General features: G+C 68.4%; 23 protein-coding genes. 20 read left to right on the top strand and 3 right to left on the bottom strand.

What is annotated here, in order from left to right; all coding sequences use genetic code 11:
* Positions 1-165 precede the first annotated feature (165 nt).
* The 8 genes from AC07Y4_RS03820 to AC07Y4_RS03785 all read left to right on the top strand — a co-directional run bounded on the left by AC07Y4_RS03820 (position 166) and on the right by AC07Y4_RS03785 (position 9,476).
* Positions 166-1,137, top strand: a complete 972-nt coding sequence (locus AC07Y4_RS03820) for a MurR/RpiR family transcriptional regulator (protein ID WP_062472523.1) — start codon at positions 166-168, stop codon at positions 1,135-1,137.
* Complete coding sequence (locus tag AC07Y4_RS03815) at positions 1,134-2,093, top strand: isoaspartyl peptidase/L-asparaginase family protein (protein WP_495274190.1); 960 nt, start codon at positions 1,134-1,136, stop codon at positions 2,091-2,093. The genes AC07Y4_RS03820 and AC07Y4_RS03815 overlap by 4 nt, the downstream gene beginning before the upstream one ends.
* 30 nt (positions 2,094-2,123) lie before the next feature.
* Positions 2,124-4,013, top strand: coding sequence for a dipeptide ABC transporter ATP-binding protein (locus tag AC07Y4_RS03810; protein ID WP_487846819.1), 1,890 nt, complete (start codon positions 2,124-2,126; stop codon positions 4,011-4,013).
* A 65-nt stretch (positions 4,014-4,078) separates the two neighbouring features.
* Positions 4,079-5,632, top strand: a complete 1,554-nt coding sequence (gene gsiB / locus AC07Y4_RS03805) for a glutathione ABC transporter substrate-binding protein GsiB (RefSeq protein ID WP_487846818.1) — start codon at positions 4,079-4,081, stop codon at positions 5,630-5,632.
* A gap of 81 nt (positions 5,633-5,713) precedes the next feature.
* Positions 5,714-6,634 carry a glutathione ABC transporter permease GsiC gene (gsiC, locus tag AC07Y4_RS03800; RefSeq protein WP_062472516.1) on the top strand — a complete coding sequence of 307 codons (921 nt, stop codon included), beginning with the start codon at positions 5,714-5,716 and terminating at the stop codon, positions 6,632-6,634.
* Positions 6,635-6,644: 10 nt separating this feature from the next.
* A complete protein-coding gene (gene gsiD, locus AC07Y4_RS03795; protein WP_070060869.1) occupies positions 6,645-7,571 on the top strand; it encodes a glutathione ABC transporter permease GsiD in 927 nt (308 codons plus the stop codon).
* A gap of 13 nt (positions 7,572-7,584) precedes the next feature.
* Positions 7,585-8,646: a DmpA family aminopeptidase gene (locus tag AC07Y4_RS03790; RefSeq protein ID WP_487846817.1), complete on the top strand. Its 1,062-nt coding sequence runs from the start codon at positions 7,585-7,587 to the stop codon at positions 8,644-8,646.
* A gap of 11 nt (positions 8,647-8,657) precedes the next feature.
* A complete protein-coding gene (locus tag AC07Y4_RS03785) occupies positions 8,658-9,476 on the top strand; it encodes a M55 family metallopeptidase (RefSeq protein WP_487846816.1) in 819 nt (272 codons plus the stop codon).
* Positions 9,477-9,488: 12 nt separating this feature from the next.
* Here AC07Y4_RS03785 and AC07Y4_RS03780 read toward each other — a convergent pair whose 3' ends face one another.
* Entirely contained in the window at positions 9,489-11,510 is a 2,022-nt protein-coding gene (locus AC07Y4_RS03780; protein WP_487846815.1) for a sensor histidine kinase, read from the bottom strand.
* Positions 11,511-11,608: 98 nt separating this feature from the next.
* Between AC07Y4_RS03780 and AC07Y4_RS03775 the strand changes: the two genes are divergently transcribed.
* From AC07Y4_RS03775 to AC07Y4_RS03735, 9 genes are all read left to right on the top strand, one after another.
* The gene (locus tag AC07Y4_RS03775; protein WP_095950162.1) at positions 11,609-12,301 is read left to right on the top strand and encodes a response regulator transcription factor; all 693 of its coding nucleotides are present in this window, start codon (positions 11,609-11,611) and stop codon (positions 12,299-12,301) included.
* 107 nt (positions 12,302-12,408) lie between these two features.
* The gene (locus tag AC07Y4_RS03770; protein WP_139705889.1) at positions 12,409-12,729 is read left to right on the top strand and encodes a hypothetical protein; all 321 of its coding nucleotides are present in this window, start codon (positions 12,409-12,411) and stop codon (positions 12,727-12,729) included.
* Between the two features lie 254 nt (positions 12,730-12,983).
* Positions 12,984-14,762 (top strand): nitrite/sulfite reductase, encoded by a 1,779-nt coding sequence (locus AC07Y4_RS03765; RefSeq protein WP_307692958.1) that lies wholly within the window; start codon positions 12,984-12,986, stop codon positions 14,760-14,762.
* Positions 14,759-15,154, top strand: coding sequence for a DUF934 domain-containing protein (locus AC07Y4_RS03760; RefSeq protein ID WP_062472499.1), 396 nt, complete (start codon positions 14,759-14,761; stop codon positions 15,152-15,154). Before AC07Y4_RS03765 ends, AC07Y4_RS03760 begins: the two co-directional genes overlap by 4 nt.
* A gap of 17 nt (positions 15,155-15,171) precedes the next feature.
* A complete protein-coding gene (locus AC07Y4_RS03755) occupies positions 15,172-15,804 on the top strand; it encodes a phosphoadenosine phosphosulfate reductase domain-containing protein (protein WP_307692959.1) in 633 nt (210 codons plus the stop codon).
* A 31-nt stretch (positions 15,805-15,835) separates the two neighbouring features.
* Complete coding sequence (gene cysD, locus AC07Y4_RS03750; RefSeq protein ID WP_062472495.1) at positions 15,836-16,789, top strand: sulfate adenylyltransferase subunit CysD; 954 nt, start codon at positions 15,836-15,838, stop codon at positions 16,787-16,789.
* The gene (locus AC07Y4_RS03745; protein ID WP_062472493.1) at positions 16,789-18,126 is read left to right on the top strand and encodes a sulfate adenylyltransferase subunit 1; all 1,338 of its coding nucleotides are present in this window, start codon (positions 16,789-16,791) and stop codon (positions 18,124-18,126) included. The genes cysD and AC07Y4_RS03745 overlap by 1 nt, the downstream gene beginning before the upstream one ends.
* 43 nt (positions 18,127-18,169) lie before the next feature.
* Positions 18,170-18,499 carry a ferredoxin FdxA gene (gene fdxA / locus AC07Y4_RS03740; RefSeq protein WP_062472491.1) on the top strand — a complete coding sequence of 110 codons (330 nt, stop codon included), beginning with the start codon at positions 18,170-18,172 and terminating at the stop codon, positions 18,497-18,499.
* The gene (locus tag AC07Y4_RS03735; RefSeq protein ID WP_487846814.1) at positions 18,457-19,533 is read left to right on the top strand and encodes an NAD(P)/FAD-dependent oxidoreductase; all 1,077 of its coding nucleotides are present in this window, start codon (positions 18,457-18,459) and stop codon (positions 19,531-19,533) included. The genes fdxA and AC07Y4_RS03735 overlap by 43 nt, the downstream gene beginning before the upstream one ends.
* Here AC07Y4_RS03735 and AC07Y4_RS03730 read toward each other — a convergent pair.
* Positions 19,520-20,818, bottom strand: coding sequence for an aspartate aminotransferase family protein (locus tag AC07Y4_RS03730; protein ID WP_487846813.1), 1,299 nt, complete (start codon positions 20,816-20,818; stop codon positions 19,520-19,522). The genes AC07Y4_RS03735 and AC07Y4_RS03730 overlap by 14 nt on opposite strands.
* A 115-nt stretch (positions 20,819-20,933) precedes the next feature.
* Here AC07Y4_RS03730 and AC07Y4_RS03725 point away from each other — a divergent pair, with 115 nt between their 5' ends.
* Entirely contained in the window at positions 20,934-21,674 is a 741-nt protein-coding gene (locus tag AC07Y4_RS03725) for a TetR/AcrR family transcriptional regulator (protein WP_390343631.1), read from the top strand.
* Here AC07Y4_RS03725 and AC07Y4_RS03720 read toward each other — a convergent pair.
* On the bottom strand, positions 21,658-22,575 hold the full coding sequence (locus tag AC07Y4_RS03720; protein WP_369646872.1) for a LysR family transcriptional regulator: 918 nt from the start codon (positions 22,573-22,575) through the stop codon (positions 21,658-21,660). The two genes, AC07Y4_RS03725 and AC07Y4_RS03720, sit on opposite strands and share 17 nt — an antisense overlap.
* A gap of 84 nt (positions 22,576-22,659) precedes the next feature.
* Here AC07Y4_RS03720 and AC07Y4_RS03715 point away from each other — a divergent pair, with 84 nt between their 5' ends.
* Together AC07Y4_RS03715 and AC07Y4_RS03710 are read left to right on the top strand one after the other, a co-directional pair.
* Positions 22,660-23,691, top strand: a complete 1,032-nt coding sequence (locus tag AC07Y4_RS03715) for a Bug family tripartite tricarboxylate transporter substrate binding protein (protein WP_487846812.1) — start codon at positions 22,660-22,662, stop codon at positions 23,689-23,691.
* On the top strand, positions 23,688-24,914 hold the full coding sequence (locus tag AC07Y4_RS03710; protein WP_487846811.1) for a Rieske 2Fe-2S domain-containing protein: 1,227 nt from the start codon (positions 23,688-23,690) through the stop codon (positions 24,912-24,914). The genes AC07Y4_RS03715 and AC07Y4_RS03710 overlap by 4 nt, the downstream gene beginning before the upstream one ends.
* Positions 24,915-24,917 lie beyond the last annotated feature (3 nt).

Here is a 24,917-nt window from a genome sequence, read left to right as displayed (position 1 = left end):
GCGCCCCACAAGGGAAACACGCCCCTTCCGCCCCTCGCCAAAGCCCCTCGCACCTGGCCCGCTACTTGCGATATCGCTCGGGAATGACAGAAAATTTTCATAACTGACATATATTTGTAAACTGATTTACATCACTCGCACCCTTCCCGGTGCATCGCCCGCCCCATGAGCACCAACGTCGACACCCCAGGCACCACCGTGGCCCAGCGCATTGCGCAGGCGCTGCCGCGGCTGACGCGTTCGCACCGGCAGGTGGCCGACTTCGTGCTCGGGCATCCGCTGCAGGTCGCGACGCTGCCCATCGACGAGCTCGCCGCCGCGGCCGGCGTGTCGGTGGCCACGGCCAACCGCTTTGCGCGCGCGCTGGACTTCGACGGCTATGCGGCCTTTCGCGCCGAGCTCGTGCGCGGCTTCGAGCCGCTGGTGGCGCCGGTCGAGCGGCTGCGCGGCAACCTGGAGCACCCGACCACGGTGGCCGAGGTGTTCGCCACCGCGCTCGACGAGAGCCGCCGCAACATCGAAGCCACGCGCCAGTCGCTGGACTACGCCGCCTGCGAGGCCGCGGTGCAGCGCATCCTGAAGGCACGCTCGATCTACATCGGCGGCTTCGGCGCCAGCGCCTGGCTCGCGGGGCTGTTGCAGCACGGGCTCGATGGCTCCTGCAGCGACGTGCGCATGCTCTCCAGCGTGAGCGGCGTCACGCACTCGGCGCGCACGCTGATGCATGCGGGGCCGCAGGACCTGTTCATCGGCCTGACCTTTCCGCGCTACCTCACCGACACGGTGGCACTCGCGCAGATCGCGCGCGGCCAGGGCTGCGCGGTGCTCGCGCTGACCGACCGCCCCAGCTCGCCCATCGCACCGCTGGCCGACGTGGTGCTGTACGGCCAGACCGAAACCAGCTACCGCCCCAACTGCGAGACCAGCGTGCTCGCGCTGATCGAGGCACTGACCAGCGCGGTCGCCCTGCGCGCGCCCGGCGCGGCGCAGTCGGCCGGCCGCATCCTGCAGGCGGTGCGCCCGTGGCTCCACGGCGGGCTGGGCCAGGGCCATGCGCGCGGCGAAGTCTCCATGCCCTCCCTCCCCGCCGCCGTCGCTTCCGACGCCGGCAAGAAAAAGAAGAAAGCTTCCCGATGAAGAACGTCACGCCCGTCATCGCCATCCACGGCGGCGCCGGCACCATCAGCGCCTCGACGACCAACCCCGAGCAGGCGCAGGCTTACCACGACGCGCTGCAGGCCATCGTGCGCGCCGCGCAGGCCGCATTGCTCAAGGGCATGCCCGCGCTCGACGCCACCTGCCTGGCGGTCGAGATGCTCGAAGACTGCCCCCTCTTCAACGCCGGCTACGGTGCGGTGTTCACGCACGAGGAAACGCACGAGCTCGACGCCGCCGTGATGGAGGGCGCCACGCTCGCGGCCGGCGCCATCGCCGGCGTGAGCCACGTGCGCCGCCCGGTGCGCGCCGCGCGCGCCGTGCTCGAGGACGGCGCTCACGTGCTGCTGGCCGGCGCGGGCGCCGAGGCCTTCGCGCGCGACCGCGGGCTGGAGATGGTCGAGCCCTTCTTCTTCTCGACCGACGCACGCCGCCAGCAGCTGTACCGCGTGCGCGACACCGGCCGCGTGGTCACCGACCACGAAGGCGCCGCCATGACCAAGCCGCCGCTGGACGAAGACAAGAAGTTCGGCACCGTCGGCGCCGTGGCGCTCGACATCCACGGCCACCTGGCCGCCGCCACCTCGACCGGCGGCATGACCAACAAGCGCGTGGGCCGCGTCGGCGATACGCCGCTCATCGGCTCGGGCACCTACGCCGACGACCGCACCGCCGCCATCTCGTGCACCGGCAGCGGCGAAATGTTCATCCGCGTCGCAGCCGCGTACGACATCTGCGCGCGCATGGCCTACGGCGGCGCCACGCTCGAAGCGGCCACGCACGCCGTGGTGCACGAGTCGCTGCCCGCCATCGGCGGCACCGGCGGCCTGATCGCCGTCGACCGCCACGGCAACCTGAGCCTGGCCTTCAACACCGAAGGCATGTACCGCGGCCACGCGCGCGGTGACGAAGCCCCGGTCACCGCCATCTTCGCCTGACGCCCTGCCCCTTTTTCCCTCGCATCCGCCATGTCCTCCCCTGCCCTGAACCTGCCCGACGGCCGCGTCCTCGCCGTCGACGACCTCACCGTGCGCTTCTCGACCTCCGAGCGCACGGTCGATGCCGTCAAGAAGCTGTCCTTCCACGTCGACCACGGCGAAACGCTCGCGGTGGTGGGTGAATCGGGGTCGGGCAAGTCGGTCACCTCGCTCGCGCTGATGCGGCTGGTGGAGCACGGCGGTGGCCGCATCCTCGGCGGCAGCATGGCCTTCCGCCGGCGCAACGGCGAGGTGCTCGACCTCGCGCAGGCGCGCGACAGCACGATGCGCGGCATCCGCGGTGCAGACATCGCGATGATTTTTCAAGAGCCGATGACCTCGCTGAACCCGGTGTTCACCGCCGGCGACCAGATCGCCGAGGCCATCCGCATCCACCAGGGCAAGAGCAACGCGGCCGCGCGCGCCGAGGCGCTGCGCATGCTCGAACTCGTACGCATCCCTGAAGCGCGCAACGTGCTCGACCGCTTCCCGCACCAGCTCTCGGGCGGCATGCGCCAGCGCGTGATGATCGCGATGGCGCTGTCGTGCAAGCCGCAACTGCTGATTGCCGACGAGCCCACCACCGCGCTGGACGTGACGATCCAGGCGCAGATCCTGCAGCTCATCCGCGAGCTGCAGAAAGAGATGCGCATGGGCGTGCTCTTCATCACGCACGACATGGGCGTGGTGGCCGAAATTGCCGACCGCGTGCTCGTGATGTACCGCGGCGACAAGGTCGAGGCCGGCAGTTCCGACACCGTGTTCGCGTCGCCGCAGCACCCCTACACCCGGGCGCTGCTGTCGGCCGTGCCCAAGCTGGGCGCGATGCAGGGCACCGACCTGCCGGCCAAGTTCGAGCTCCTTCGTACCGAGTCCGGCACCGAAGACAGCACCGAGACCGTGCCCTGCACCGACACCACGCCGCAGACCACCGTGCGCGAAGACGCCGGCCCGATCCTGCGCGTGCGCGACCTCGTGACGCGCTTCGACGTGCGCAGCGGCATCTTCGGCCGCGTGAAGCGCCGCGTGCATGCGGTGGAAAAGATCAGCTTCGACCTGTACCCCGGCGAGACGCTGGCGCTGGTGGGCGAATCGGGCTGCGGCAAGTCGACCACGGGCCGCTCGCTGCTGCGCCTGGTCGAAAGCCAGAGCGGCGCGATCGAATTCGGCGGCAAGAACATCCGCGAGCTGCCCACGCGCGAGCTGCAGGCGCTGCGCCGCAACATCCAGTTCATCTTCCAGGACCCGTTCGCGTCGCTCGATCCGCGCGTGACGGTGGGCTTCTCGATCATGGAGCCGCTGCTCATCCACGGCATCGCCAAGGGTGCCGAGGCGCAGCAGCGCGTCGACTGGCTGCTGCAGAAGGTCGGCCTGCCGCCCGAGGTGGCGCAGCGCTATCCGCACGAGTTCTCGGGCGGCCAGCGCCAGCGCATCGCGATCGCGCGTGCGCTCGCGCTGAACCCGAAGGTGGTGGTGGCCGACGAATCGGTGTCGGCACTCGACGTGTCCATCCAGGCGCAGATCGTCAACCTCATGCTCGACCTGCAGCGCGAGCTGGGCGTGGCGTTCCTGTTCATCTCGCACGACATGGCCGTGGTCGAGCGCATCAGCCACCGCGTGGCCGTGATGTACCTGGGCCAGATCGTCGAGATCGGCCCGCGCCGCGCGGTGTTCGAAGCGCCGCAGCACCCCTACACGCGCAAGCTGATGGCGGCCGTGCCGGTGGCCGACCCGTCGCGCCGCCACAAGCCGCGCGCGCTGCTCGAAGGCGAGATTCCCAGCCCGATCCGCGCCGTGGGCGACGAGCCCGACGTGCCGCCGCTGGTGCAAGTGGCCCCGGGCCACTTCGTCGCACGGCACGCCATCGGCGGCGCCTTCTGATTCCGAACCGTTTTTTCACCCGCAGGCCCCCTGCATTTTTTCCACGAACCGACTGGAGTTCTTCCATGAAGCAATCTTCTTCCTCCCTGCGCTGGGCATCCGCATTGCTGGGCCTGGCCGCGCTCGCCGCCTCGGGCACGGCACTGGCCGCCAAAGACGTGGTGCTGGCCATCGGCTACCAGCCGGAAACGCTGGACCCGTACAACACCAACACGACCATCACCACGGCCGTGACCAAGACCTTCTATGAAGGCCTGTTCCAGTTCGACAAGGACCTGAAGGTGCAGAACGTGCTCGCCGAGAGCTACGACGTGTCCAAGGACGGCCTGGTCTACACCATCAAGCTGCGCAGCGGCGTCAAGTTCCACGACGGCACCGACTTCAACGCCGAAGCCGTGAAGGTCACGCTCGACCGCGTGCTGAACCAGGACAACAAGCTGCTGCGCTACAACCAGTTCAACCGCGTGGGCAAAGTCGAGGCCGTGAACCCGACCACCGTGCGCATCACGCTGAAGGAGCCCTTCGGCCCCTTCATCAACTCGCTGGCCCACGCTTCGGCCGCCATGATCTCGCCCACCGCGCTCAAGAAGTGGGGCAACAAGGACATCGCCTTCCACCCCGTGGGCACCGGCCCCTTCGAGTTCGTGGAATGGAAGCAGACCGACGCCGTGAAGGCCAAGAAGTTCGACGGCTACTGGAAGAAGGGCTTCCCGAAGGTCGACAACCTGCAATGGAAGCCGGTGCTCGAGAACAACACGCGCGCCGCGATGCTGCAGACCGGCGAAGCCGACTTTGCCTTCCCCATTCCCTACGAGCAGGCCGAGCTGCTGAAGAAGAGCGACAAGCTCGAAGTGGTGGCCTCGCCCTCGATCATCACGCGCTTCCTGGCCTTCAACATGCTGCAAAAGCCGTATGACAACCCGAAGGTGCGCGAAGCCATCGGCTACGCCATCAACAAGGAAGCGCTGTCGAAGGTCGCCTTCGGCGGCTACGCCTTCCCCGCGCAGGGCGTGATGCCCCAGGGCGTGAAGTTCGCCGAGAAGATGGCGCCCATTCCCTACGACGTGAAGAAGGCCAAGCAACTGCTGACCGAGGCCGGCTACCCCAACGGCTTCGAGTCGGTGCTGTGGAGCGCCTACAACAACACGACCAGCCAGAAGACGATCCAGTTCGTGCAGCAGCAGCTCGCACAGGTGGGCATCAAGCTGCAGGTGCAGGCGCTCGAAGTGGGCCAGCGCACCGAGCAGGTCGACGCCTGGCCCGATCCGAAGACGGCCAAGGTCCGCATGTACTACACGGGCTGGTCGTCGTCGACCGGTGAAGCCGACTGGGGCCTGCGTCCGCTGTTCGCTTCCGAGTCGTGGGCGCCCAAGCTCAACAACATGTCGTTCTACAAGAGCGACGTGGTCGACGCCGCGATCGCCAAGGCGCTCGTGACGGTGGACGACAAGGAAAAGGCCGCGCTGTACAAGACCGCGCAGGAAGAGATCCGCAAGGACCTGCCGCGCGTGCCGCTGGTCACCGAGCAGAACCTGTCGGCGCACGCCAAGCGCCTGTCGGGTGTGTTCGTGATGCCCGACGCGAACATCAACATCGATGCCATGTCGGTATCGAACTGATCGCGGCTCCTTCGTTTTCCTGACTGACTGTCCGGCGGGCGGTGGCACCGTGCCATCGCCCGCTCGCGACACCCGTATCCCATGCTGAATTACTTCCTCAAACGACTGTTGGGCCTGATCCCGACACTGCTCATCGTGGCAGTGCTGGTGTTCCTGTTCGTCCACATGCTCCCCGGCGACCCGGCGCGCCTTGCCGCCGGCCAGGACGCCGACGAGCAGACCGTGGCCATGGTGCGCGCGGAGCTGGGGCTGGACAAGCCGCTGCCGCAGCAGTTCGTGAGCTTCTTCACCCACATGGTGCAAGGCGACTTCGGCACCTCGATCCGCACGCGGCGGCCGGTGTCGACGGAAATTGCCGAGCGCTTCTTCCCGACGGTGATGCTGACCATCACCAGCATGGTGTGGGCGGTGATCTTCGGCATGGGGATCGGCATCGTGTCGGCGGTGTACCGCAACAAATGGCCCGACCGCATCGGCATGACGCTGGCGGTGTCGGGCATCTCATTCCCCGCATTTGCATTGGGCATGCTGCTGATGCAGATCTTCTCGGTGCAGCTGGGCTGGCTGCCCACGGTGGGCGCCGCGACCTGGCAGCACTACATCCTGCCCTCGATCACGCTGGGCGCGGCCGTGGCCGCCGTGATGGCCCGCTTCACGCGCGCCTCGTTCGTCGAAGTGATCCAGGAAGACTTCGTGCGCACCGCGCGCGCCAAGGGCGTGCACGAAACCAGCGTGGTGTTCAAGCACACGCTGCGCAACGCGCTGATTCCGGTGGTCACGATGATGGGCCTGCAGTTCGGCTTCCTGCTGGGCGGCTCCATTCTTGTGGAGGCGGTGTTCAACTGGCCCGGCCTGGGCCGCCTGCTGGTCGATGCCGTGCAGATGCGCGACTACCCCGTCATCCAGACGCTGGTGCTGCTGTTCTCGCTCGAATTCATCCTGATCAACCTCGTGGTCGATGTGCTGTACGGCTACATCAACCCGACCATCCGCTACAAGTGAGCACGCAGCCATGACGCAAGCTACCGGCGTGTCTGCCGAATCCATCGTTCCACTGTCCCCCGTTGCCGTTGCGCTGACCGCCGGCAAGGTCCGCACGCCCTGGGGCGAATGCTGGCGCCGTTTCAAGAAGCAGCCCGTGGGCATCGTGGCGGCCATCTTCGTGCTGCTGCTGGTGGTGATCGCGGTGTTCGCACCGTGGATCGTGCCCTTCGATCCCGAGAACTTCTTCGACTACGACATGCTGAACAGCGGGCCTTCGGCCACGCACTGGTTCGGCGTCGATCCGCTGGGCCGCGACATCTTCAGCCGCATCCTGGCGGGCACGCGCATCTCGCTGGCGGCCGGCTTCCTGTCGGTGCTGGTGGGCGGCATCATCGGCACGGCCTTCGGCCTGCTGGCGGGCTACTACGAAGGCTGGTGGGACCGCATCGTGATGCGCATCTCGGACGTGCTGTTCGCCTTCCCCGGCATTTTGCTGGCGCTGGGCGTGGTGGCCATCCTGGGCAGCAGCATGACCAACGTGGTGGTGGCGGTGTCGGTGTTCAGCGTGCCGGCCTTTGCGCGCCTGGTGCGCGGCAACACGCTGGTGCTCAAGCAGCAGACCTACATCGAGGCCGAGCGCAGCATCGGCGCGTCCGACTGGACCATCATCGTGCGCCACATCCTGCCGGGCACGATCTCGTCGATCGTCGTGTACTTCTCGATGCGCGTGGGCACCTCGATCATCACGGCAGCCAGCCTCTCGTTCCTGGGCATGGGCGCGCAGCCGCCGACGCCCGAGTGGGGCGCGATGCTCAACGAAGCCCGCGCCGACATGGTGACCTCGCCGCACGTGGCGCTGTTCCCCAGCCTGGCCATCTTCTTCACCGTGCTGGCCTTCAACCTGCTGGGCGATGCGCTGCGCGACGCGCTCGATCCGAAGATCGACCGCCAGTAAGTTCTTCGCTCTCATGGCCTCGACGACCTCCCTGCCCTTCATCGGCACGCTGCCCCCGGGCACGCGCGACGCCATCACTGACGTCGCGGGCGTCACGGTCGGCCACCGCACGCTGGCCGACGGCCCGGTGCAGACCGGCGTGACCGTGATCCGCCCGCACGCCGGCGACGCGTTCCGCGACAAGGTGCCGGCCGCGGCCGTGGTGCTCAACGGCTTCGGCAAGAGCGTGGGGCTGGTGCAGCTGGCCGAGCTCGGCGTGCTGGAAACGCCGATCGCGCTGACCAACACCTTCTCGGTCGGCACCGTGGCGACGGCGCAGATCCGCCACTGCGCGGCGGCCAACCCCGAAACCGGCCGCGCGCTGCCCACGGTGAACCCGCTGGTCTTCGAGTGCAACGACGGTTTTCTCAACGACATCCAGCGGCTGGCAGTGACCGAAGCCGACTACCTGCAGGCGCTCGACGCCGCCGGGGCCGATTTCGAACAGGGCTCGGTCGGCGCGGGACGCGGCATGTCGAGCTTCCAGCTCAAGGGCGGCATCGGCAGCGCGTCGCGCTGCGTGGCGATGGCCGACGGCACGACCCACACGTTGGGCACGCTGGTGCTGGCGAACTACGGACGCCAGCCGCAGCTGGTGCTGGCCGGGCACGCGGTGGGCGAACGGCTCGCGGCGCTGCAGGCATCGAAGGAAGCGGCGGAGCCCGAGAAGGGCTCGATCATCATCGTCGTCGCCACCGACGCGCCGCTCGACGCGCGCCAGCTGCGCCGCCTGGCATTGCGCGCGGGCGCGGGGCTGGCCCGCACCGGCTCGGTCTACGGCCACGGCAGCGGCGACCTCGTGCTGGCCTTCTCGACGGCCTACACGATCCCCGACCGCGCCGACCGGCCCATGCCGGCCGTGGCGATGCTGCACGACACGCGGCTCGACGGGCTGTTCCAGGCCGCGGCCGACAGCACCGAGCAGGCCATACTTCATGCGCTGTGGCGCGCCACGCCCGTCACGGGCCGCGACGGCAACCACCGCGCGGCGCTCGGCGAACTGCTGCCGGCGTCTTCCCTTTCACCTCTCGCCTGAAACACACGTCCATGAAAGTCCTGATCTCCACCGACATCGAAGGCGTTGCAGGCGTCTACCACCACGAGCAGGCGCGCCAGGGCAACCCCGAGTACGAGCGCGCCCGCGTGCTGATGGCGCAGGAGGCCAATGCCGCGATTGCCGGCGCCTTCGACGCCGGCGCCACCGAGGTGCTGGTGAACGACTCGCACGGCGGCTTTCGCAACATGCCGCCCGATGTGCTCGATGCACGCGCCCGTGTCGTGCAGGGCAAGCCGCGCTACCTGAGCATGGTGGCCGGCGTGGAAGAAGGCGTGGACGCGCTGTGCATGGTGGGCTACCACTCGCGCGCGCAGGGGCGCGGCATCCTCGCGCACACGATCAACGGCTTTGCCTTCGCGGGCATCCGGCTGGGCGACCAGGAACTGGGCGAAGCCGGAATCTACGGCGCGCTGGCCGGCGAATACGGCGTGCCGGTCGTGATGGCCAGCGGCGACGACGTGTTCATCTCCGAGAACCAGGCGCTCTTCCCGCATGCGAGCTTCGTGCAGACCAAGAAGGCGACCGGCTTCAACAGCGGCGTGTCGCTCTCGCCGGAACAGTCGCGCCAGGCGATCCGTGCCGGCGTGATCGAAGGGCTGGCCGCGCGTGCCCACGCACGTCCACTGGTCTTCCAGGGCCCGCAGGTGGTCACGCTGCGCACCCAGTCGCCGATGATGGCCGACCTGTTCTGCCAGTGGCCGAGCTTCGAGCGCGTCGATGGCGTCACGCTGCGCTTCACCGCTGAAACAGTGGAGTCGGCGGTGCGCATGCTGAACTGCTGTTCGGCGATGTCGTCGATGTTGCGCTGAAGCAGCGGCTTCTCAAGGCAATGCGAGGCTGAAGCGCACGTGACCGTCCTGCCCGGCGCTGTCGAGCCGGGCGTGCCCCCGGTGCAGCTCGGCAATCTGGTGCACGAGGTACAGGCCGAGCCCGGCGCCCGGTGAGCGCGCCGCCTGCCGGCCACGGAAATACTTCTCGAACAACCGCGGCACCTCGTCGTGCGGAATCGCGTCGCCGGGGTTGCTCACGCGGATATCCAGTCCACCGGCTTCCCCGGGCACCACGTCGAGCACGATGGCGCGGCCGGCCGGCGTGTGGCGATCGGCGTTGGCCAGCAGGTTGCGCAGCGCCACGCGCAGCAGGCCGGGGTCGCACACCAGCTGCGACGGCAGGTGGCTGCCCTGCCACACGACGCGGCCGTCGGGCCAGTCGGCCACCAGGTCCTCGAACAGCTCCAGCAGCTCGTCGCGCTCACAAGGGCGCGGTTGGAACGGCGTCTGGCCGGCTTCCATGCGATCGGAGGTCAAGTACTCGTCGACCAGCGCAGTCATGCGTTGCGCGGCGGCGCGCAGGTTCAGGCAGCGCGCCAGCGTCTTCTCTCGCGCGGCGTCCAGGTTCTTGGCGATCTGCTGCGCGGTGGTGTGGATGATGGCCAGCGGCGTGCGGAACTCGTGCGACACCATGGCGACGAAATCCACCTGCGACTGCTTGGCGCGACGTTCGGTTTCCAGCGCCGCGCGCAGGTCGACCTCGAGGCGCTGGCGCTGCTCGATCTCGCCGCGCAGGTCGGCCGTGCGCTTGCGCACCTCGTCTTCCAGCCGGTCGTTCTGGCGCCCGACCACGTGCACCAGGCGCGCCTGCGCGGCTTCCTTCTCGCGGCGCAGTTGGTCGTAGCGGCGGTTCAGCCGCATGCTCATGAGCAGCAGGTGCAGCAGCGTGCCCACGGCGGTCGCGTTGTCGGTCCAGGCGCCGGCCGGCAGCCAGCCCTGGTTGCGCAGGAAGCTCACCATCACGCCCGCGTAGTAGATGCCGAAGATGATGAGAAAAGCCCGCGCCTGGCCCTGGTCGCGCGGCAGCAGCCACAGCGCGGCGCCGATCAGGTAGACGATGCACAGCATCGCCGTCCCCTGCACCGCCTGCATGGCCAGGCCGTTGGCGCCGGCCAGCACCAGCGCCACCGCGATGGCACTCACGAGGCCCACCACGCGCACCGCCACGCGGGTGAAGCGCGGCCACTGCACGTCGGTGCCCAGTTGCATGCCGGCGAAGCGGATGCCGATGGCCACGCCGGCGCAGATCGACAGGCTCAGCAGCAGGTCGGACAGCCGCGCGGGCATGGCCAGCAGCTGCTGCGGCAGCCCGGCCGTCAGGAACTCGACCAGCAGCGCGTTCGCCACGTAGACCAGGTACCACGCGCTCAGGCGCTCGCGCGTCATCTGCCAGAACAGCGTGTGAAAGGCGAGCAGCATCAGGCCGAATCCGAAGCCCAGGCCATAGAAGAGGTACTCGCGCCGCGCGGTGCCCGCGTAGACCTCGGGTGCGGCAAAGCCGATGGTGGTCGACATGGCATTGCGCGACTGCAGGCGCAGCAGCAGCGGCGTGGGCTCGGTGCTCTCCAGCGTGAGCGGCAGCTGCACGTTGCGCGCGTCCACCGGCCAGTGCTCACGGCCGATGTCTTCGCCCGAGTGCACGGCAAGCTGCCAGCGGCCGGCGTCGTCCCGACGGTACAGCCGCACGTCGTCGAGCAGCGCATTCCTGAACTGCGCCAGCCACCGCTGCTGCGGCGCGTCGGCCGGGCGCTGCACCTCGAGCTTGATCCACACGGCGTCGCGCGTGAAGCCCGCATTCACGGCCCCAGGCAAGGCCTTCCAACCCGGCGCGGCGGCGGCTTCGTCGGCACTGAGGCGGCCTTCGGGGTCGCGCAGCATCGACAACTGGCCGTGGCTGTCGACGCTCGCCAACGGATTCAGCCGCAGCACGCCGGCGGCGGCCGCGGTGGAAAAGAGAAGGCCCAGCACGGCAAGACAACCGCACCGCCACAGGCACCGAGCAAGGCGTTTCATGGGCGCGGATTATCGAGGCCACACCTAGAATCTGCGCGCCCTTCGCCGCGCTTAGAAACGCTCAGATTCCCTCGGCCACCAGCCCCTACCCTGTTCCCATGCGTGATGTGATCCTGCTGGAAGATGAAGCCGTGCTGCGCGAAGAGTTGAGCGAGTTCCTGGCCGGCAGCGGCTACCGGGTTGATGCCGAGGCGTCGCTCGAAGGTTTCCACCGCACCTACGACCCCGCCCGCCACGGCATCGCGCTGGTCGACCTCGGCCTGCCCGACGGCGACGGCCTGTCGCTGATCCGCGAACTGCGCGAACGCGGCGAGCGCCTGGGCATCGTCGTGCTGACGGCGCGCGGCGGCGCCCGCGACCGCGTGACGGGGCTGGACATCGGCGCCGACTACTACCTGTCCAAGACCACCGACCTCGATGAGCTGGCGGCCACGCTGGCGGCGCTGTCGCGGCGCCTGGGCGATTCGCCCGCCGCGCTGCCGGCCGACGCCTGGGTGCTGGAACTGGGCCCGCGCCGGCTGTCGCCGCCGGGCTTCGCGCCCATTGCGCTGTCGGAACAGGACCTCACGGTGCTGCACGAACTGATGCGCAGCGGCGGCGAAATCGCCAGCCGCCAGCAGATCGTGCAGGCGCTGGGCGAGCACTTCCTGAGCTACGACCAGCGCCGCCTCGACACGCAGATCCGCCGCCTGCGGCGCAAGGTCAGCGAGGCCACCGGCCTTGTGCTGCCGATCAACACGGCGCGCAACGCCGGCTACCGCTTCCACGCCAAGACGCTCATCCGGCGCTAGCCCGGCGCTGTCCGGGCGCCGCTTCGGCGCTCAGAAACGCTCAGTTTCATTTCGATACCCGCCGCTAATCTGCGGCACAGGCAGCGACTTGAGGCACGGATGAAGGCATGAGCGATCTCGCCAGGACAACTTCTTATGTGGTCCCCTACGTGGTCCACGTCAAAGGCCAGAACTTCACTTTGAAGGATGTCATGGTGGCCGCGGACATCTATCGGCTGCGGATCGAGGAGCAGATCGGCGATCCGCTGCGGGTGGTGAAGTGCTTCCAGGCCTGGTCGAAAGAGCGCCACCACGGCATCGAGCACCTGAACCGGACCGAAGCCCGGCTGGCCCGGGAATGGCTCAATGCGCAGCACCAGGCCGACAAGGCCGCGCGGCAGCTGCTGAGTTCGCCGCAGACCCTGGGCTTCGACTTCAAGCTGCGGTAGCCGCCCTGCGCGGGTGCCCCCGGGTTCCTAGAATCCAGCGTCCGGCGACCCCGCGCCGGCCTTCGCGCCTTATCCGGAATAAGCAACCAACCGCCTCGCAACCCGCATGGATGCTGGTGAATAAGCTTATCCGCATAAGACGCGAACCAAAAAATAGTTTGTTTCCATAAGGCGGGCTTTCAGAATCCGGGGCTTCTTGCTGGGGCGCCCCGTTGTACGTGCGGCACCGCACTTCTTCAAGACACATACGCACGATGTACCAATACACAGAATTCGACCGCCAGTTCGTTCACCAACGCGCTGCCCAGTTCCGAGACCAGCTCGAGCGCTGGCAAAAGGGCCGCCTGCACGAGGACGAGTTCCGCCCCCTGCGCCTGCAAAACGGCTGGTACGTGCAGCGCTACGCACCGATGCTGCGCGTGGCCGTGCCGTACGGCGAGCTGTCGAGCAAGCAGCTGCGCGTGCTGGCCCGCATCGCCCGCGAATACGACGAGCCCGAGGCCGAGGTCTATCGCAAGGCCATCGAGACCCAGGGCCTGCTCGGCAGCCACAAGCTGCCCACCCACTACGCCCACTTCACGACGCGCCAGAACGTCCAGTACAACTGGATTCCGCTGGCCAAGTCGGCCGACGTGATGGACCTGCTGGCTTCGGTCGACATGCACGGCATCCAGACCAGCGGCAACTGCATCCGCAACATCACCAGCGATGAGCGCGCCGGCATCGCCGTCGACGAGATCGCCGACCCGCGCCCCTTCGCGGAAATCATGCGCCAGTGGAGCACGCTGCACCCCGAGTTCGCCTTCCTGCCGCGCAAGTTCAAGATCGCCATCACCGGCGCCACCGAAGACCGCGCCGCCACCGGCTGGCACGACGTGGGCTTGCACGTGGTGAAGAACGAAGCGGGCGACATCGGCTTTCGCGTGCAGGTGGGCGGCGGCATGGGCCGCACGCCCATCATCGGCACCGTGCTGCGCGAGTTCCTGCCGTGGCAGCAGATCATGAATTACCTCGAAGCGGTGATTCGTGTCTACAACCGCTACGGCCGCCGCGACAACATCTACAAGGCGCGCATCAAGATCCTGGTGAAGGCCGAGGGCCAGCGCTACATCGACGACGTCGAGGCCGAGTACAAGCAGATCCTCGAGCACGACGGCGCACCGCACACCATCACGCAGGAAGAGTACGACCGCGTGGCCGCCTCCTTCGTGCCGCCGACGCTCGCCACCCGCGTGCTGCAAAGCGCCGAGAAGACCGATGCCGAACTGCGCGCCCACGCCGCCGACGACGTGATGTTCGCGCGCTGGCTCGCCCGCAACGTCGACGCCCACAAGAACCCCGCGCTGCGCGCCGTCACGCTGTCGTTCAAGCGCCTGAAGCAGGCGCCCGGCGACGCCTCGGGCGACCAGCTCGACACCATCGCCGAACTGGCCGACCGCTTCTCGGCCGGCGAAGCCCGCGTGACGCACGACCAGAACGTGGTGCTGCCCTGGGTGCACGCCGAAGACCTGCACGCGCTGTGGCTCGCCGCCCGCGCCGCCGGTTTCGCCAGCGCCAACGTGCAGCTGCTGACCGACATGATCGCCTGCCCCGGCGGCGACTTCTGCGCGCTGGCCAACGCCCGCTCCATTCCCATCGCCGAAGCCATCACCGAGCGCTACCAGGACCTCGACGAGCTCGACGACCTGGGCGAGATCGACCTGCACATCAGCGGCTGCATCAACTCGTGCGGCCACCACCACAGCGGCCACATCGGCATCCTGGGCGTCGACAAGGACGGCAAGGAGTGGTACCAGGTCACCCTCGGCGGCTCCGACGGCTCCGCGCTCAGCGGCGCGCCGCAAGCCGGCAAGGTGGTCGGCCCCTCGTTCTCGGCGGCCGAAGTGCCGGGCGTGATCGAGGCCGTGCTCACCACGTACCGCGACACCCGCGCCAACGGCGAGACCTTCATCGACACCCTGCGCCGCGTGGGCCACGACCCGTTCAAGGCCGCGGCCAACGGTGCGCGATTCAAGGTGGAGGAAGCAGCATGAAGAAGACTCTGAACATCCTTTCGGCCGAAGAACACATCGACGACGGCGACCCGAAGGTCCTGCAACTGGCCAACGACGCCGACCCGCTCGCCATCGAGGTGTGCCTGGCCGACATCGAACGCATCGACCTGAACTTTCCGAAGTTCACCGATGGCCGCGCCTACAGCCAGGCCTTCCTGCTGCGCCGCCGCCTCGGCTTCACGGGCGACATCCGCGCCACCGGCGACGTGCTGATCGACCAGCTGGTGCAGATGGAACGCACCGGCTTCTCCAGCGCCGTGCTCAAGGAAGGCGTGGACGCCTCCGACGCACAGCGCCAGTTCGACCGCTTCGCCACGTTCTACCAGGGCGATGCGGTGAAGACCGCGCCGCACTTCGTCGCCGGCGCCTGAGCAGACAAGAGAGCCCCATGAGCATCGCCACCGACATCGACTTCGCACGCATCAACACCGAACTCGGCCGCAACGCCGAGGGCCTGGTGGACTGGGCCGTCGGCCTGGGTCAGCCCGCGATCATCACCACCAACTTCCGCCCCTTCGAGGCCGTGATCCTGCATATGGTCACGCGCGCCAAGCGGGACGTGCCGGTGGTCTGGATGGACAACGGCTACAACACCGAGGCCACCTACCGTTTTGCCGACGAGGTGACGAAGCTCCTGGGCCTTCATCTACACATCTACCTGCCGCGCCGCTCGCGCGCGCACCGCGAAGCGGTGGAAGGCGCCACGCCCGCGCTGGACGATCCGCGCCACGCCGCCTTCACCGAAGAAGTGAAGCTGGAGCCCTTTGCCCGCGCGCTGCGCGAGACCGCGCCCAAGGTCTGGTTCACCGCGCTGCGGGCCACCGACACGGCCGTGCGCGCGCAGATGGACCCGGTCAGCGTCAACCCGGACGGCCTGATCAAGGTCGCGCCGCTGCTGCACTGGTCGTCCAAGGACCTGTACGAATACTGCGAAGCCAACGGCCTGCCCAACAACTTCGACTACGTGGACCCGACCAAGGGCGAGGACAACCGCGAATGCGGCTTGCATCTGTCGCACTGAACGATCGCTCCCCGCCTCCAGGACCCATCCGATGAACGCCCGTACCGAAGCCGACCTGCTGCAGCCGCCCATGCATTCACCCGCGAACCTGTCCAACACGCACCTCGACGCGCTGGAAGAAGAAACCATTTTCATCCTGCGCGAAGTGGCCGCCGCCTTCGAGCGCCCCACCCTGCTGTTCTCGGGCGGCAAGGACTCGCTGGTGCTGCTCAAGTGCGCTGAAAAAGCCTTCGGCGTCGGCCGCATTCCCTACCCGCTGCTGATGATCGACACGGGCCACAACTTCCCCGAAGTGACGGCCTACCGCGACCAGCGCGCGAAGGAACTGGGCGCCGAACTCATCGTGCGCAGCGTCGAAGACTCCATGAAGCGCGGCACCGTGCGCCTGGCCCATCCCGGCGAATCGCGCAACGCGCACCAGTCGGTGACGCTGCTCGAAGCGATCGAAGAATTCCGCTTCGACGCGCTGATCGGCGGCGCCCGCCGCGACGAGGAAAAGGCCCGCGCCAAGGAGCGCATCTTTTCGCACCGCGACAGCTTCGGCCAGTGGCAGCCCAAGGACCAGCGCCCCGAGCTGTGGACGCTGTTCAACACGCGCCTGGCTCCGGGCGAGCACTTCCGCGTGTTTCCGATCTCCAACTGGACCGAACTCGACGTGTGGCAATACATCGAGCGCGAGAACGTCGGCCTGCCGTCGATCTACTACACGCACAAGCGTGAAGTGGTCGAGCGCCGCGGCCTGCTGGTGCCCGTGACCGAACTCACGCCGCCGCGCGACGGCGAGACCGTGCAGGTGCGCGACGTGCGCTTTCGCACCGTGGGCGACATCACGACCACCTGCCCGGTCGAGAGCCTGGCCGCAGGCGCGGGCGACGTGGTGCTGGAGACGCTGTCGGTCGACGTCAGCGAGCGCGGCGCCACGCGCATGGACGACATGACGTCCGAAGCTTCGATGGAAAAACGCAAGAAAGACGGTTACTTCTGATGAGCGCAACGATCGCAACCCCCGCCACGTCCGACGTCCACGGCGACACCGGCACCGCCCTGCGCTTCATCACCTGCGGCTCGGTCGATGACGGCAAGAGCACGCTCATCGGCCGCCTGCTGGTTGACAGCAAGACCGTGCTGCAAGACCAGCTGGCCGGCGTGCAGCGCGGCGGCGAGACCGACCTGGCCCTGCTGACCGACGGCCTCTCGGCAGAGCGCGAGCAGGGCATCACGATCGACGTGGCGTACCGCTACTTCTCGACCGCCAAGCGCAAGTTCATCATCGGCGACGCGCCGGGTCACGAGCAGTACACCCGCAACATGGTCACGGCCGTCTCGGCCGCCGACGCGGCCGTCGTGCTGGTCGATGCCACCAAGCTGGCCTGGGCCGCCGAAGTCGAAGACGGCACCGTGGTCAAGCGCGAGCTGCTGCCGCAGACGCGCCGCCACACGCTGCTGGCCCACCTGCTGCGCGTGCAGTCGATCGTGTTCGCGGTCAACAAGCTCGACGCCATCGACGACGCCGCCCTCGCCTTCGAGCGCATCTCGACCGCGCTGAACGCCTTCGCCGAAGCGGCCGGCGTGAAGGTCGCGGCCATCGTGCCGATCTCGGCCCTCAAGGGCTGGAACGTGGCCACGCGCCATGCCGACTGGGTCGGCTACGAAGGCCCGAGCCTGCTCGAGCTGCTCGAAGACCTGCCCGTGACCGCGCAGGACGAAGCCGTGCCCTTCGCCTTCCCGGTGCAGTGGGTCGAGAAGTTCTCGGCCTCGGCCGACACCTCGCAGGGCCGTCGCGTGTTCTGGGGCCGCGTCGCCTCGGGCCACGTGGAGCCCGGCCAGCGCGTCACGGTGCTGCCCAGCAACCAGACCGCCACCGTGGCGCAGGTGCTGAGCCACACGCGCCAGCCGAAGACCGTGCATGCGGGCCACAGCGCCGGCATCGTGCTCGACCGCGAACTCGACGTGTCGCGCGGCGACTGGCTGCTGGCGCCCGAGGCCTTCGAGCCCGTGCGCGAGATCACCGCCACCGTGGCCTGGCTCGACGACGAGCCGCTGGTCGCGGGCCGCGTGTACTGGGCGCTGCAGGGCCACCGCTGGGTCAAGGCCAAGGTGGCGCGCATCGTCGATCGCGTGAACATCACGACCCTCGAATCCGAGCCGGCGACCCAGCTGGAGGCCAATTCCATCGGCGATGTGGTGCTCGCGCTGCAGCAGCCGCTGGCCGTCCTGCCCTTCGCCCAATCGCGTGCGCTGGGGTCGCTGGTGCTGGTCGATACGGCCTCTCATCGCACCTCCGCCGCCGTGCTCGTGCAGCCTCCCGCCGCAAAGGCCTAAAATCTAGGGTTTTCCAGCCCCTTCTCCTGACGCTAAAAGACAAATGACCCACGTCGTCTCCGAAGCCTGCATCCGTTGCAAATACACCGACTGCGTGGACGTTTGCCCCGTCGACTGTTTCCGCGAAGGTCCCAACATGCTGGTGATCGACCCGGATGAATGCATCGACTGCGCCGTCTGCATCCCCGAATGCCCGGTCAATGCGATCTATGCAGAGGAAGACCTGCCGGCCGACCAGATCGCCTTCATCAAGCTGAACGCCGAGCTGGCCCTGGCCGACGGCTGGAAGAGCATCACCAAGCGCAAGCCCGCCCTGCCCGAAGCCGAGGAGTGGAAGGACAAGACGGGCAAGATCTCGGAGCTGGTGCGCTGAGCCAGGCGCCCGCACCGATCGAGACCGACGCGCTGATCATCGGCGCCGGTCCGGTCGGCCTGTTCCAGGCCTTCCAGTTGGGCCTGCTCGAGATTTCCTGCCACATCGTCGATGCGCTGCCCGCCGCGGGCGGCCAGTGCGTGGCGTTGTACGGCCACAAGCCGATCTACGACATTCCCGGCACCCCGGTCACCAGCGGGCGCGATCTGGCGCAGTCGCTGTTGCAGCAGGTGGCGCCGTTCAAGCCGCAATTCCACTTCGGCGAGCAGGTTTCTACCCTGGCCCGCCAGGCCGACGACCGCCTGCTGCTGACCACCTCGGCCGGCACCGCCTTCCTTGCGAAGACCGTGTTCATCGCGGCGGGTGTCGGCGCCTTCGTGCCCAAGCGCATCGCCGTCGACGGGATCGCTCAGTTCGAAGGCTCGACGCTGTTTTATCACCCCGATTCGCTCGACCGCTTCGCCGGCCAGACGGTCGTGGTCAACGGTGGCGACGACATCGCGCTCGAAACCGCCATCGCCCTCACGGCCCTGGCCAGGCAGGTGACGCTGGTCCACCGCCGCGACGGCTTCCAGGCCGACGAGGCGAACGTGGCCGCCATGCGCGCCCTCGTGGCCGACGGCAAGCTGGCCTTCCGGGTCGGCCAGCCGAGCGCCTTCGATGGCCGGCAGCTGCAGATCACCACGCCTGATGCCACCACGGTCGACCTGCCGCTCGACGCGCTGGTCGCCTGCCTGGGCATTTCGCCGCGCCTGGGCCCCATCGCCGACTGGGGCCTCGAGCTGGAGCGCAAGCAGGTGCCAGTCGACACCGAGAAGTACGAAACCCGCGAGCCCGGCGTGTTCGCGGTGGGCGACATCAACACCTACCCGGGCAAGAAGAAGCTCATCGTCTGCGGCTTCCACGAGGCCACGCTGGCGGCCTGGGGCGCCGCGGCGCGGGTGTTTCCCGGCAAGGCGATCCCGCTGCAGTACACGACCACCAGCACGCGGCTGCACGAGCTGCTGGGCGTGACCGGCACTACCCCGCGCTGAGCAGCGACCGGTAGGCGTCGATGAAGCTGCCCACGGCAGCAACGTAGCGGTCGATGTCATCCGCCTTCAACGGCAGCGAGAGCACGACGAATCCACGCGGCGAGGTGTAGATCCCCTGGCTCAACAGGTGGAAGAACAGCAGCTGCCGCAAGCGCCCGTCCACCGCCGCCAAGTCGGCCACACGCCGCACCTCGCTCCGCAGGAAATGCGCATTCATGAGCGAGCCCACGCCGGTGAACTGCATCGCGACGCCTTCGCGTTCGCAGAGTGCGTTGAGCCGTGACCGCATCGCCTCGCCGCGCTCGGCCAATGCTGCCGCCGCCTCGGGCGTGAACAGCTGCGTGAGGCCCGCGTAGCCGGCCGCCATCGTCATCACGTTGTTGTTGAAGGTGCCCGAATGCGCGAGCGCTCCGGTGCGCGGGTCGAACTGCGCCATCACGTCCGCCCGCCCGCCGAAGGCGCCGAAGGACATGCCGCCACCGATGTACTTGCCCAGCGTCGTCAGGTCGGCTCGAATGCCCAGCCCGTTCGCCAGCCCGTGCGGCCCGAGCCGCGAGGTCATCACCTCGTCGAAGACCAGCAGCGCACCGACCCGCGTGGCCCCGTCGCGCAGTGCCTGCAGGAAGTCGCGCCGCCCCGGAATGCAGCCGCTCGCGCCCTGCATCGGCTCGACCAGGATGGCGGCGATGTCCGCGCCGTGCGCGTCGATCTGCGCGCGCGCCGTGTCCGCGTCGTTGTAGGGCAACACGAGGAAGTCGAAGGGCACGGTCGTCGGCGACGGCTGGTCGCCGAAACCGAGCACGCCGCCGTGGTACCCGCCCGAGAACACGACGATCTTGCGCCGCCCCGTGAAGCGCAGCGCGGCCGTGAGCGCCATCAGGTTCGCCTCGGTGCCCGAGTTGGTGAAGCGCAGCTGCTCGACCTGCGGAAAGCGCTCGCAGATCGTCTGTGCGAGCCGGCCTTCGAGCAGGTTGTGGCCCGTGAGGTTGATGCCGCCCTGCATCGCCTCGATGACCGCCTCGCGAATCTCGGGCGCCGAATGGCCGTAGACGCCGGCCGTGTACTCGGCGATGAAATCGGTGTAGCGGTGGCCGTCCGCGTCCCAGAGCGTCGCACCCTCGCCCTTGGCGATGGTGAGCGGGAACGGTGCATAGAACAGCACCGATCGGCTGTTGGCGCCGGGCATGTAGCGCGTCTGTGCCTCGAAGCGGCGCAGGCTTTCGGGGTTGCCGTCGGTGAAGCGTTGATGGGCCTCAGCCAGGGCCTGATCGATGGCGGTCGTCATGGGAGACATCCTTTGAGAGTGGAACGTGCCGGGAGCGCTCGGCCCGTTTAATTGATCAATGCTCAATTAATAATATTTATACAATCAATTCACCCGCTGCACAATGGCCCCATCCATGAAGAAAAAAGCCCCCGAGCCTCGCCCCCGAACGGCCGGCCGCCCCGCCGGCGGTGCGGCGTTGTCGAAGCAGCGCATCGCCGAAGCCGCGCTGGCGCACATCGACGCGTTCGGCCTCGGCGCCTTCAGCATGCGAGAGATCGCGGCGCAACTCGGCGTGTACCCGGCCACCGTGCACTGGCATGTCAGCACCCGCGAGGCCCTGCTAGCCGAAGTCGCCGCCACGGTCATGGCGCAGGTCACACCGCCCAAGGGCACGCTCGCCTGGCAGGACTGGATCGCCGAACTGTTCCACCGCTGCCGCGCCGCGGTGCGGCAGCACCCGAACGTGGCGCAGCTGCTCGGGGCGCAGCTGGTGTCCAACGGCAGCCTGCCGACCGAACTGGTCGAAGGCGTGCTGGCGGCGCTGACCGAGGCCGGCTTCGACGGCGAGCCGCTGCGCGAGGCCTACAACTGCGTGATCGCCGCGATGCTGGGCTTCCTGACGATGGAGTTCTCGCCCCTGCCCGCCGACAACACGCAGGCCTGGGCCGAAGAGCTGCGCGAGCGCGTCCACACGATCCGCCCGCTCGACCATCCCGTGCTTGCGCGCCACCTGCCGCAGCTGGCCAACAAGGCCTTCATCCTGCGCTGGGACAACGGCACCACCGTGCCGCTCGACAGCAGCTTCGAGCGGCACATCCAGATCACGATCGACGGGTTGGAAGCCTTCGCGCGCAGGCTCAAGCCGGCGCAGTGAGCGCGATGCGCAGCAGCGCGTCTTTCAGCCACAGCACGCCCGCATCCGAATTCGAGCGGCGGTTCCAGCAGACGACCGAGCGGTAGCCCGGCAGCTCGAAGGGCAGCGGGTGCACCGCGAGGCGATCGCGAAAGCGCTCGGCCACGCGCAGCGGCAGCACGGCCACATGGTCGGTCTGCGCCAGCAGGTCGACGATCTGGCCGAAGCTGGTCATCGCCACGCGCATGCTGCGCGTGCGCCCTTGCCGCGCCAGCACCTGATCGATGAGGTCGTCCAGCGCCGAACTGCCGTAGCCCAGGAACACGTGCGGTGCTTCGCAGAAGGCATCGAGCGTGGCCGCCTCGCCGAGCGTCGGATGGCCGCGCCGCACCGCGACCACGTAGCGGTCCTCGTACAGCAGCGCCGATTCGCAATCGCTCGGCGGCTGCAGACGCGGCAGCACGGCCACGTCGAAGTCGCCCTTGCGCAGGCGCTCGGTGAGCGTGAGGAACGAGCTCGTCTCCCAGTGCAGGCGGATGCGCGAGCCGCAGGCCACGAGTTCGTTGGCGAGCGTGGGCAGCAGCAGGTGGCTGGCGTAGTCGCTGCCTGAGATGCGGAAGATGCGCTGCGACGACGCCGGCTCGAAGCCCTCGCCAGGCTCCAGCATCGCGGACAGGTCGGCCAGCACGCGCTCGACCTGACCGGCCAGCGCATGGGCGCGCGCCGTGGGCTCCACGCCATGCGCCGTGCGCGTGAACAGCGGATCGCCGAAGGTGTCGCGCAGCCGGTTGAGCGAGGCACTCACCGCCGGCTGGCTCAGGAAGAGCCGGGTCGCCGCACGCGACACGCTGCGTTCGCGCATCAGGGCATCGAAGGTCCGCAGCATGCCGACGTCGAGGCTGCGGATATCACGTTGAGCCATATCTCATATTCAAAGCTTCGAATTGCCCGCGGGGCAGGCTGTCCGTATCGTCCAGCGCACAAGTACAACACGACTGGAGACACGATGAATCGGTTCAGACCCTCGCCGCCCGAAGCACATGCGGCGGACAAGAAATGCACCACGCGCCGCCATGCGCTCGGTGTGCTCGGTGCCGGCATCGCGGCCCTCGCCGCCGGCCCCGCCTTCGCGCAACCCGCGCCCTTTCCCAACCGCGTGGTGCGCATCGTGCCCTTCGGCTCGCCCGGCGGACCGATGGACGCCATCGCCCGCGTCTATGCCGAGAAGCTCAAGGCGCGCTGGAACCAGCCGGTGATCGTCGAGGCCCGTCCCGGCGCCAGCGGCACCATCGCTGCCGACGCCGTCGCCAAGGCCGCGCCCGACGGCTACACCGTGCTGCTCACGCTGCCGCTCACGCACATCAACAACGTGGTGCTGCAGCCCAAGCTGCCCTACGACCCGGTGAAAGACTTCGAGCCGCTGTCGCAGCTGGCCACAGGCGGCCCGATGCTGGTCGCCCGCGCCTCGGCGCCCTTCTCCACCGTGCGCGAGTTCGTGGCCTACGCCAAGGCGCACCCCGGCGTTTCGTACGGCACCTGGGGCAACGGCTCCAACGCGCACCTGTTCGGCGAACTGCTGGCACGCCAGAACGGCATCGACCTGGTGCATGTGCCTTACAAGGCCGAAGCCGCCGCGCACAACGACATGTTCGGCGAGGCACTGGGCGTGGCCTGGGCCAACCCCGCGACGGCGCGCGGACTCGCCCAGGCTGGGCGCATCAAGGTGCTGGGCATCACGGGCCGCCAGCGCGTGCGCTCGATGCCCAACGTGCCGACCTTCACCGAGCAAGGCTTCGCTGGCTTCGACCTCGACAGCTGGATCGGCGTGTACGCGCCCGCCCGCACGCCGCAGCCCGTGCTCGACGAATGGTCGCTCGCGCTGCGTGAGATCACGAAGCTGCCCGACATCCAGGAGCGGCTGGCCGGCTACGGCTTCGAGCCGCTGGGCAGCACGCCCGCCGAATTCCGTGCCGGCTACAAGGCCGACTTTCCCCGCGTGGCGGACCTGATCAAGGCCGCAGGAGTCACCCCCGAATGAGCGCCGTTGTCCCGCCTTCCGCCACCTCCGAGTGGCAACCCATCGCCTTCGACACCGGCACCGCCTACGGCCGCAAGGCGCCGAGCCACAAGCCCGAGCTGACCGAGGTCGGTGCCGGCACGCCCATGGGCGAGCTGCTGCGCCGCTACTGGCACCCCATCGGCCTGGCCGCCGACGCCACCGACACGCCGCGCCAGGTGCGCGTGCTGGGCGAAGACCTCATCCTGTTCCGCGACAAGAAAGGCCGCGCGGGCCTCGTGCACTGGCGCTGCGCGCACCGCGGAGCGTCGCTCTACTACGGGCGCGTGGAAGAAGAAGGCATCCGCTGCTGCTACCACGGCTGGATGTTCGACGTGCAGGGCCACTGCGTCGACCAGCCCTGCGAACCCGATGGCGGCGCGCGCAGCCGCGGCCGCGTGCGCCAGCCCTGGTACCCGGTGCAGGAGCAATACGGCCTGGTCTGGGCGTACCTTGGCCCGGCCGAGAAGAAGCCCGTGCTGCCACGCTACGACTGCCTCGAAACCATGGACGACGGCGAGACCCTGGAAGCCGACGGCAACAGCATCGGCGGCGGCGGGCCGCAGGTCATTCCGTGCAACTGGCTGCAGCACTACGAGAACGTGGCCGACCCCTTCCACGTGCCCGTGCTGCACGGCAGCTTCAGCGGCACGCAGTTCGTGGCGCTCATGGGCCAGATGCCCGACGTGAGCTTCGAAAGCACCGAGACCGGCGTGACGATCACCTCGATCCGCACGCTCGAAGACGGCAGCACCTTCCGCCGCGTGGCCGGCCCCGTGCTGCCGACGCTGCGTGTGGTGCCCAACCCGCGCGTGGCCGCCTACGGGCGCGTCGAGTCGATCGGCTGGGTGCTGCCGATCGACGACCACAGCTTTCGCATCTACACCGTGGGCCGGGTGAAAAACCCCGGCGATCTCGCCCGCGTGCGCTCGCGCCTGAACGGCAAGCTGTGGGAAGAGCTGAGCGAGGCCGAGCACCGCGCCTTCCCCGGCGACTACGAGGCGCAGGTGAGCCAGGGCGCCATCACGGCGCATTCGGAAGAGCACCTGGCCTCGTCCGATCGCGGCATCGTGATGCTGCGCCGGCTGCTGCAACGGCAGCTCGACGCACTGCGCGAAGGCCGCGACCCGGCCGGCGTGAGCTTCGACCCCGCGGCGCCGCCGGTGCAGTTCGAGGCCGGCAACTTCCTCGTGCCCAAGGAATGAATG

Source organism: Variovorax sp. GW460-12-1-14-LB1 (assembly GCF_059423605.1).
Note: the sequence above shows the minus strand (reverse complement) of the source record. Positions and strands in the feature narration are given on the sequence as shown.

What these genes read in the sequence shown, in the direction of transcription:
- AC07Y4_RS03820 (WP_062472523.1), top strand. Translation starts at nt 166, where the DNA reads ATGAGCACCAACGTCGACACCCCAGGCACCACCGTGGCCCAGCGCATT.
- AC07Y4_RS03815 (WP_495274190.1), top strand. Translation starts at nt 1,134, where the DNA reads ATGAAGAACGTCACGCCCGTCATCGCCATCCACGGCGGCGCCGGCACC.
- AC07Y4_RS03810 (WP_487846819.1), top strand. Translation starts at nt 2,124, where the DNA reads ATGTCCTCCCCTGCCCTGAACCTGCCCGACGGCCGCGTCCTCGCCGTC.
- gsiB (WP_487846818.1), top strand. Translation starts at nt 4,079, where the DNA reads ATGAAGCAATCTTCTTCCTCCCTGCGCTGGGCATCCGCATTGCTGGGC.
- gsiC (WP_062472516.1), top strand. Translation starts at nt 5,714, where the DNA reads ATGCTGAATTACTTCCTCAAACGACTGTTGGGCCTGATCCCGACACTG.
- gsiD (WP_070060869.1), top strand. Translation starts at nt 6,645, where the DNA reads ATGACGCAAGCTACCGGCGTGTCTGCCGAATCCATCGTTCCACTGTCC.
- AC07Y4_RS03790 (WP_487846817.1), top strand. Translation starts at nt 7,585, where the DNA reads ATGGCCTCGACGACCTCCCTGCCCTTCATCGGCACGCTGCCCCCGGGC.
- AC07Y4_RS03785 (WP_487846816.1), top strand. Translation starts at nt 8,658, where the DNA reads ATGAAAGTCCTGATCTCCACCGACATCGAAGGCGTTGCAGGCGTCTAC.
- AC07Y4_RS03780 (WP_487846815.1), bottom strand. Translation starts at nt 11,510, where the DNA reads ATGAAACGCCTTGCTCGGTGCCTGTGGCGGTGCGGTTGTCTTGCCGTG.
- AC07Y4_RS03775 (WP_095950162.1), top strand. Translation starts at nt 11,609, where the DNA reads ATGCGTGATGTGATCCTGCTGGAAGATGAAGCCGTGCTGCGCGAAGAG.
- AC07Y4_RS03770 (WP_139705889.1), top strand. Translation starts at nt 12,409, where the DNA reads ATGAGCGATCTCGCCAGGACAACTTCTTATGTGGTCCCCTACGTGGTC.
- AC07Y4_RS03765 (WP_307692958.1), top strand. Translation starts at nt 12,984, where the DNA reads ATGTACCAATACACAGAATTCGACCGCCAGTTCGTTCACCAACGCGCT.
- AC07Y4_RS03760 (WP_062472499.1), top strand. Translation starts at nt 14,759, where the DNA reads ATGAAGAAGACTCTGAACATCCTTTCGGCCGAAGAACACATCGACGAC.
- AC07Y4_RS03755 (WP_307692959.1), top strand. Translation starts at nt 15,172, where the DNA reads ATGAGCATCGCCACCGACATCGACTTCGCACGCATCAACACCGAACTC.
- cysD (WP_062472495.1), top strand. Translation starts at nt 15,836, where the DNA reads ATGAACGCCCGTACCGAAGCCGACCTGCTGCAGCCGCCCATGCATTCA.
- AC07Y4_RS03745 (WP_062472493.1), top strand. Translation starts at nt 16,789, where the DNA reads ATGAGCGCAACGATCGCAACCCCCGCCACGTCCGACGTCCACGGCGAC.
- fdxA (WP_062472491.1), top strand. Translation starts at nt 18,170, where the DNA reads ATGACCCACGTCGTCTCCGAAGCCTGCATCCGTTGCAAATACACCGAC.
- AC07Y4_RS03730 (WP_487846813.1), bottom strand. Translation starts at nt 20,818, where the DNA reads ATGACGACCGCCATCGATCAGGCCCTGGCTGAGGCCCATCAACGCTTC.
- AC07Y4_RS03725 (WP_390343631.1), top strand. Translation starts at nt 20,934, where the DNA reads ATGAAGAAAAAAGCCCCCGAGCCTCGCCCCCGAACGGCCGGCCGCCCC.
- AC07Y4_RS03720 (WP_369646872.1), bottom strand. Translation starts at nt 22,575, where the DNA reads ATGGCTCAACGTGATATCCGCAGCCTCGACGTCGGCATGCTGCGGACC.
- AC07Y4_RS03715 (WP_487846812.1), top strand. Translation starts at nt 22,660, where the DNA reads ATGAATCGGTTCAGACCCTCGCCGCCCGAAGCACATGCGGCGGACAAG.
- AC07Y4_RS03710 (WP_487846811.1), top strand. Translation starts at nt 23,688, where the DNA reads ATGAGCGCCGTTGTCCCGCCTTCCGCCACCTCCGAGTGGCAACCCATC.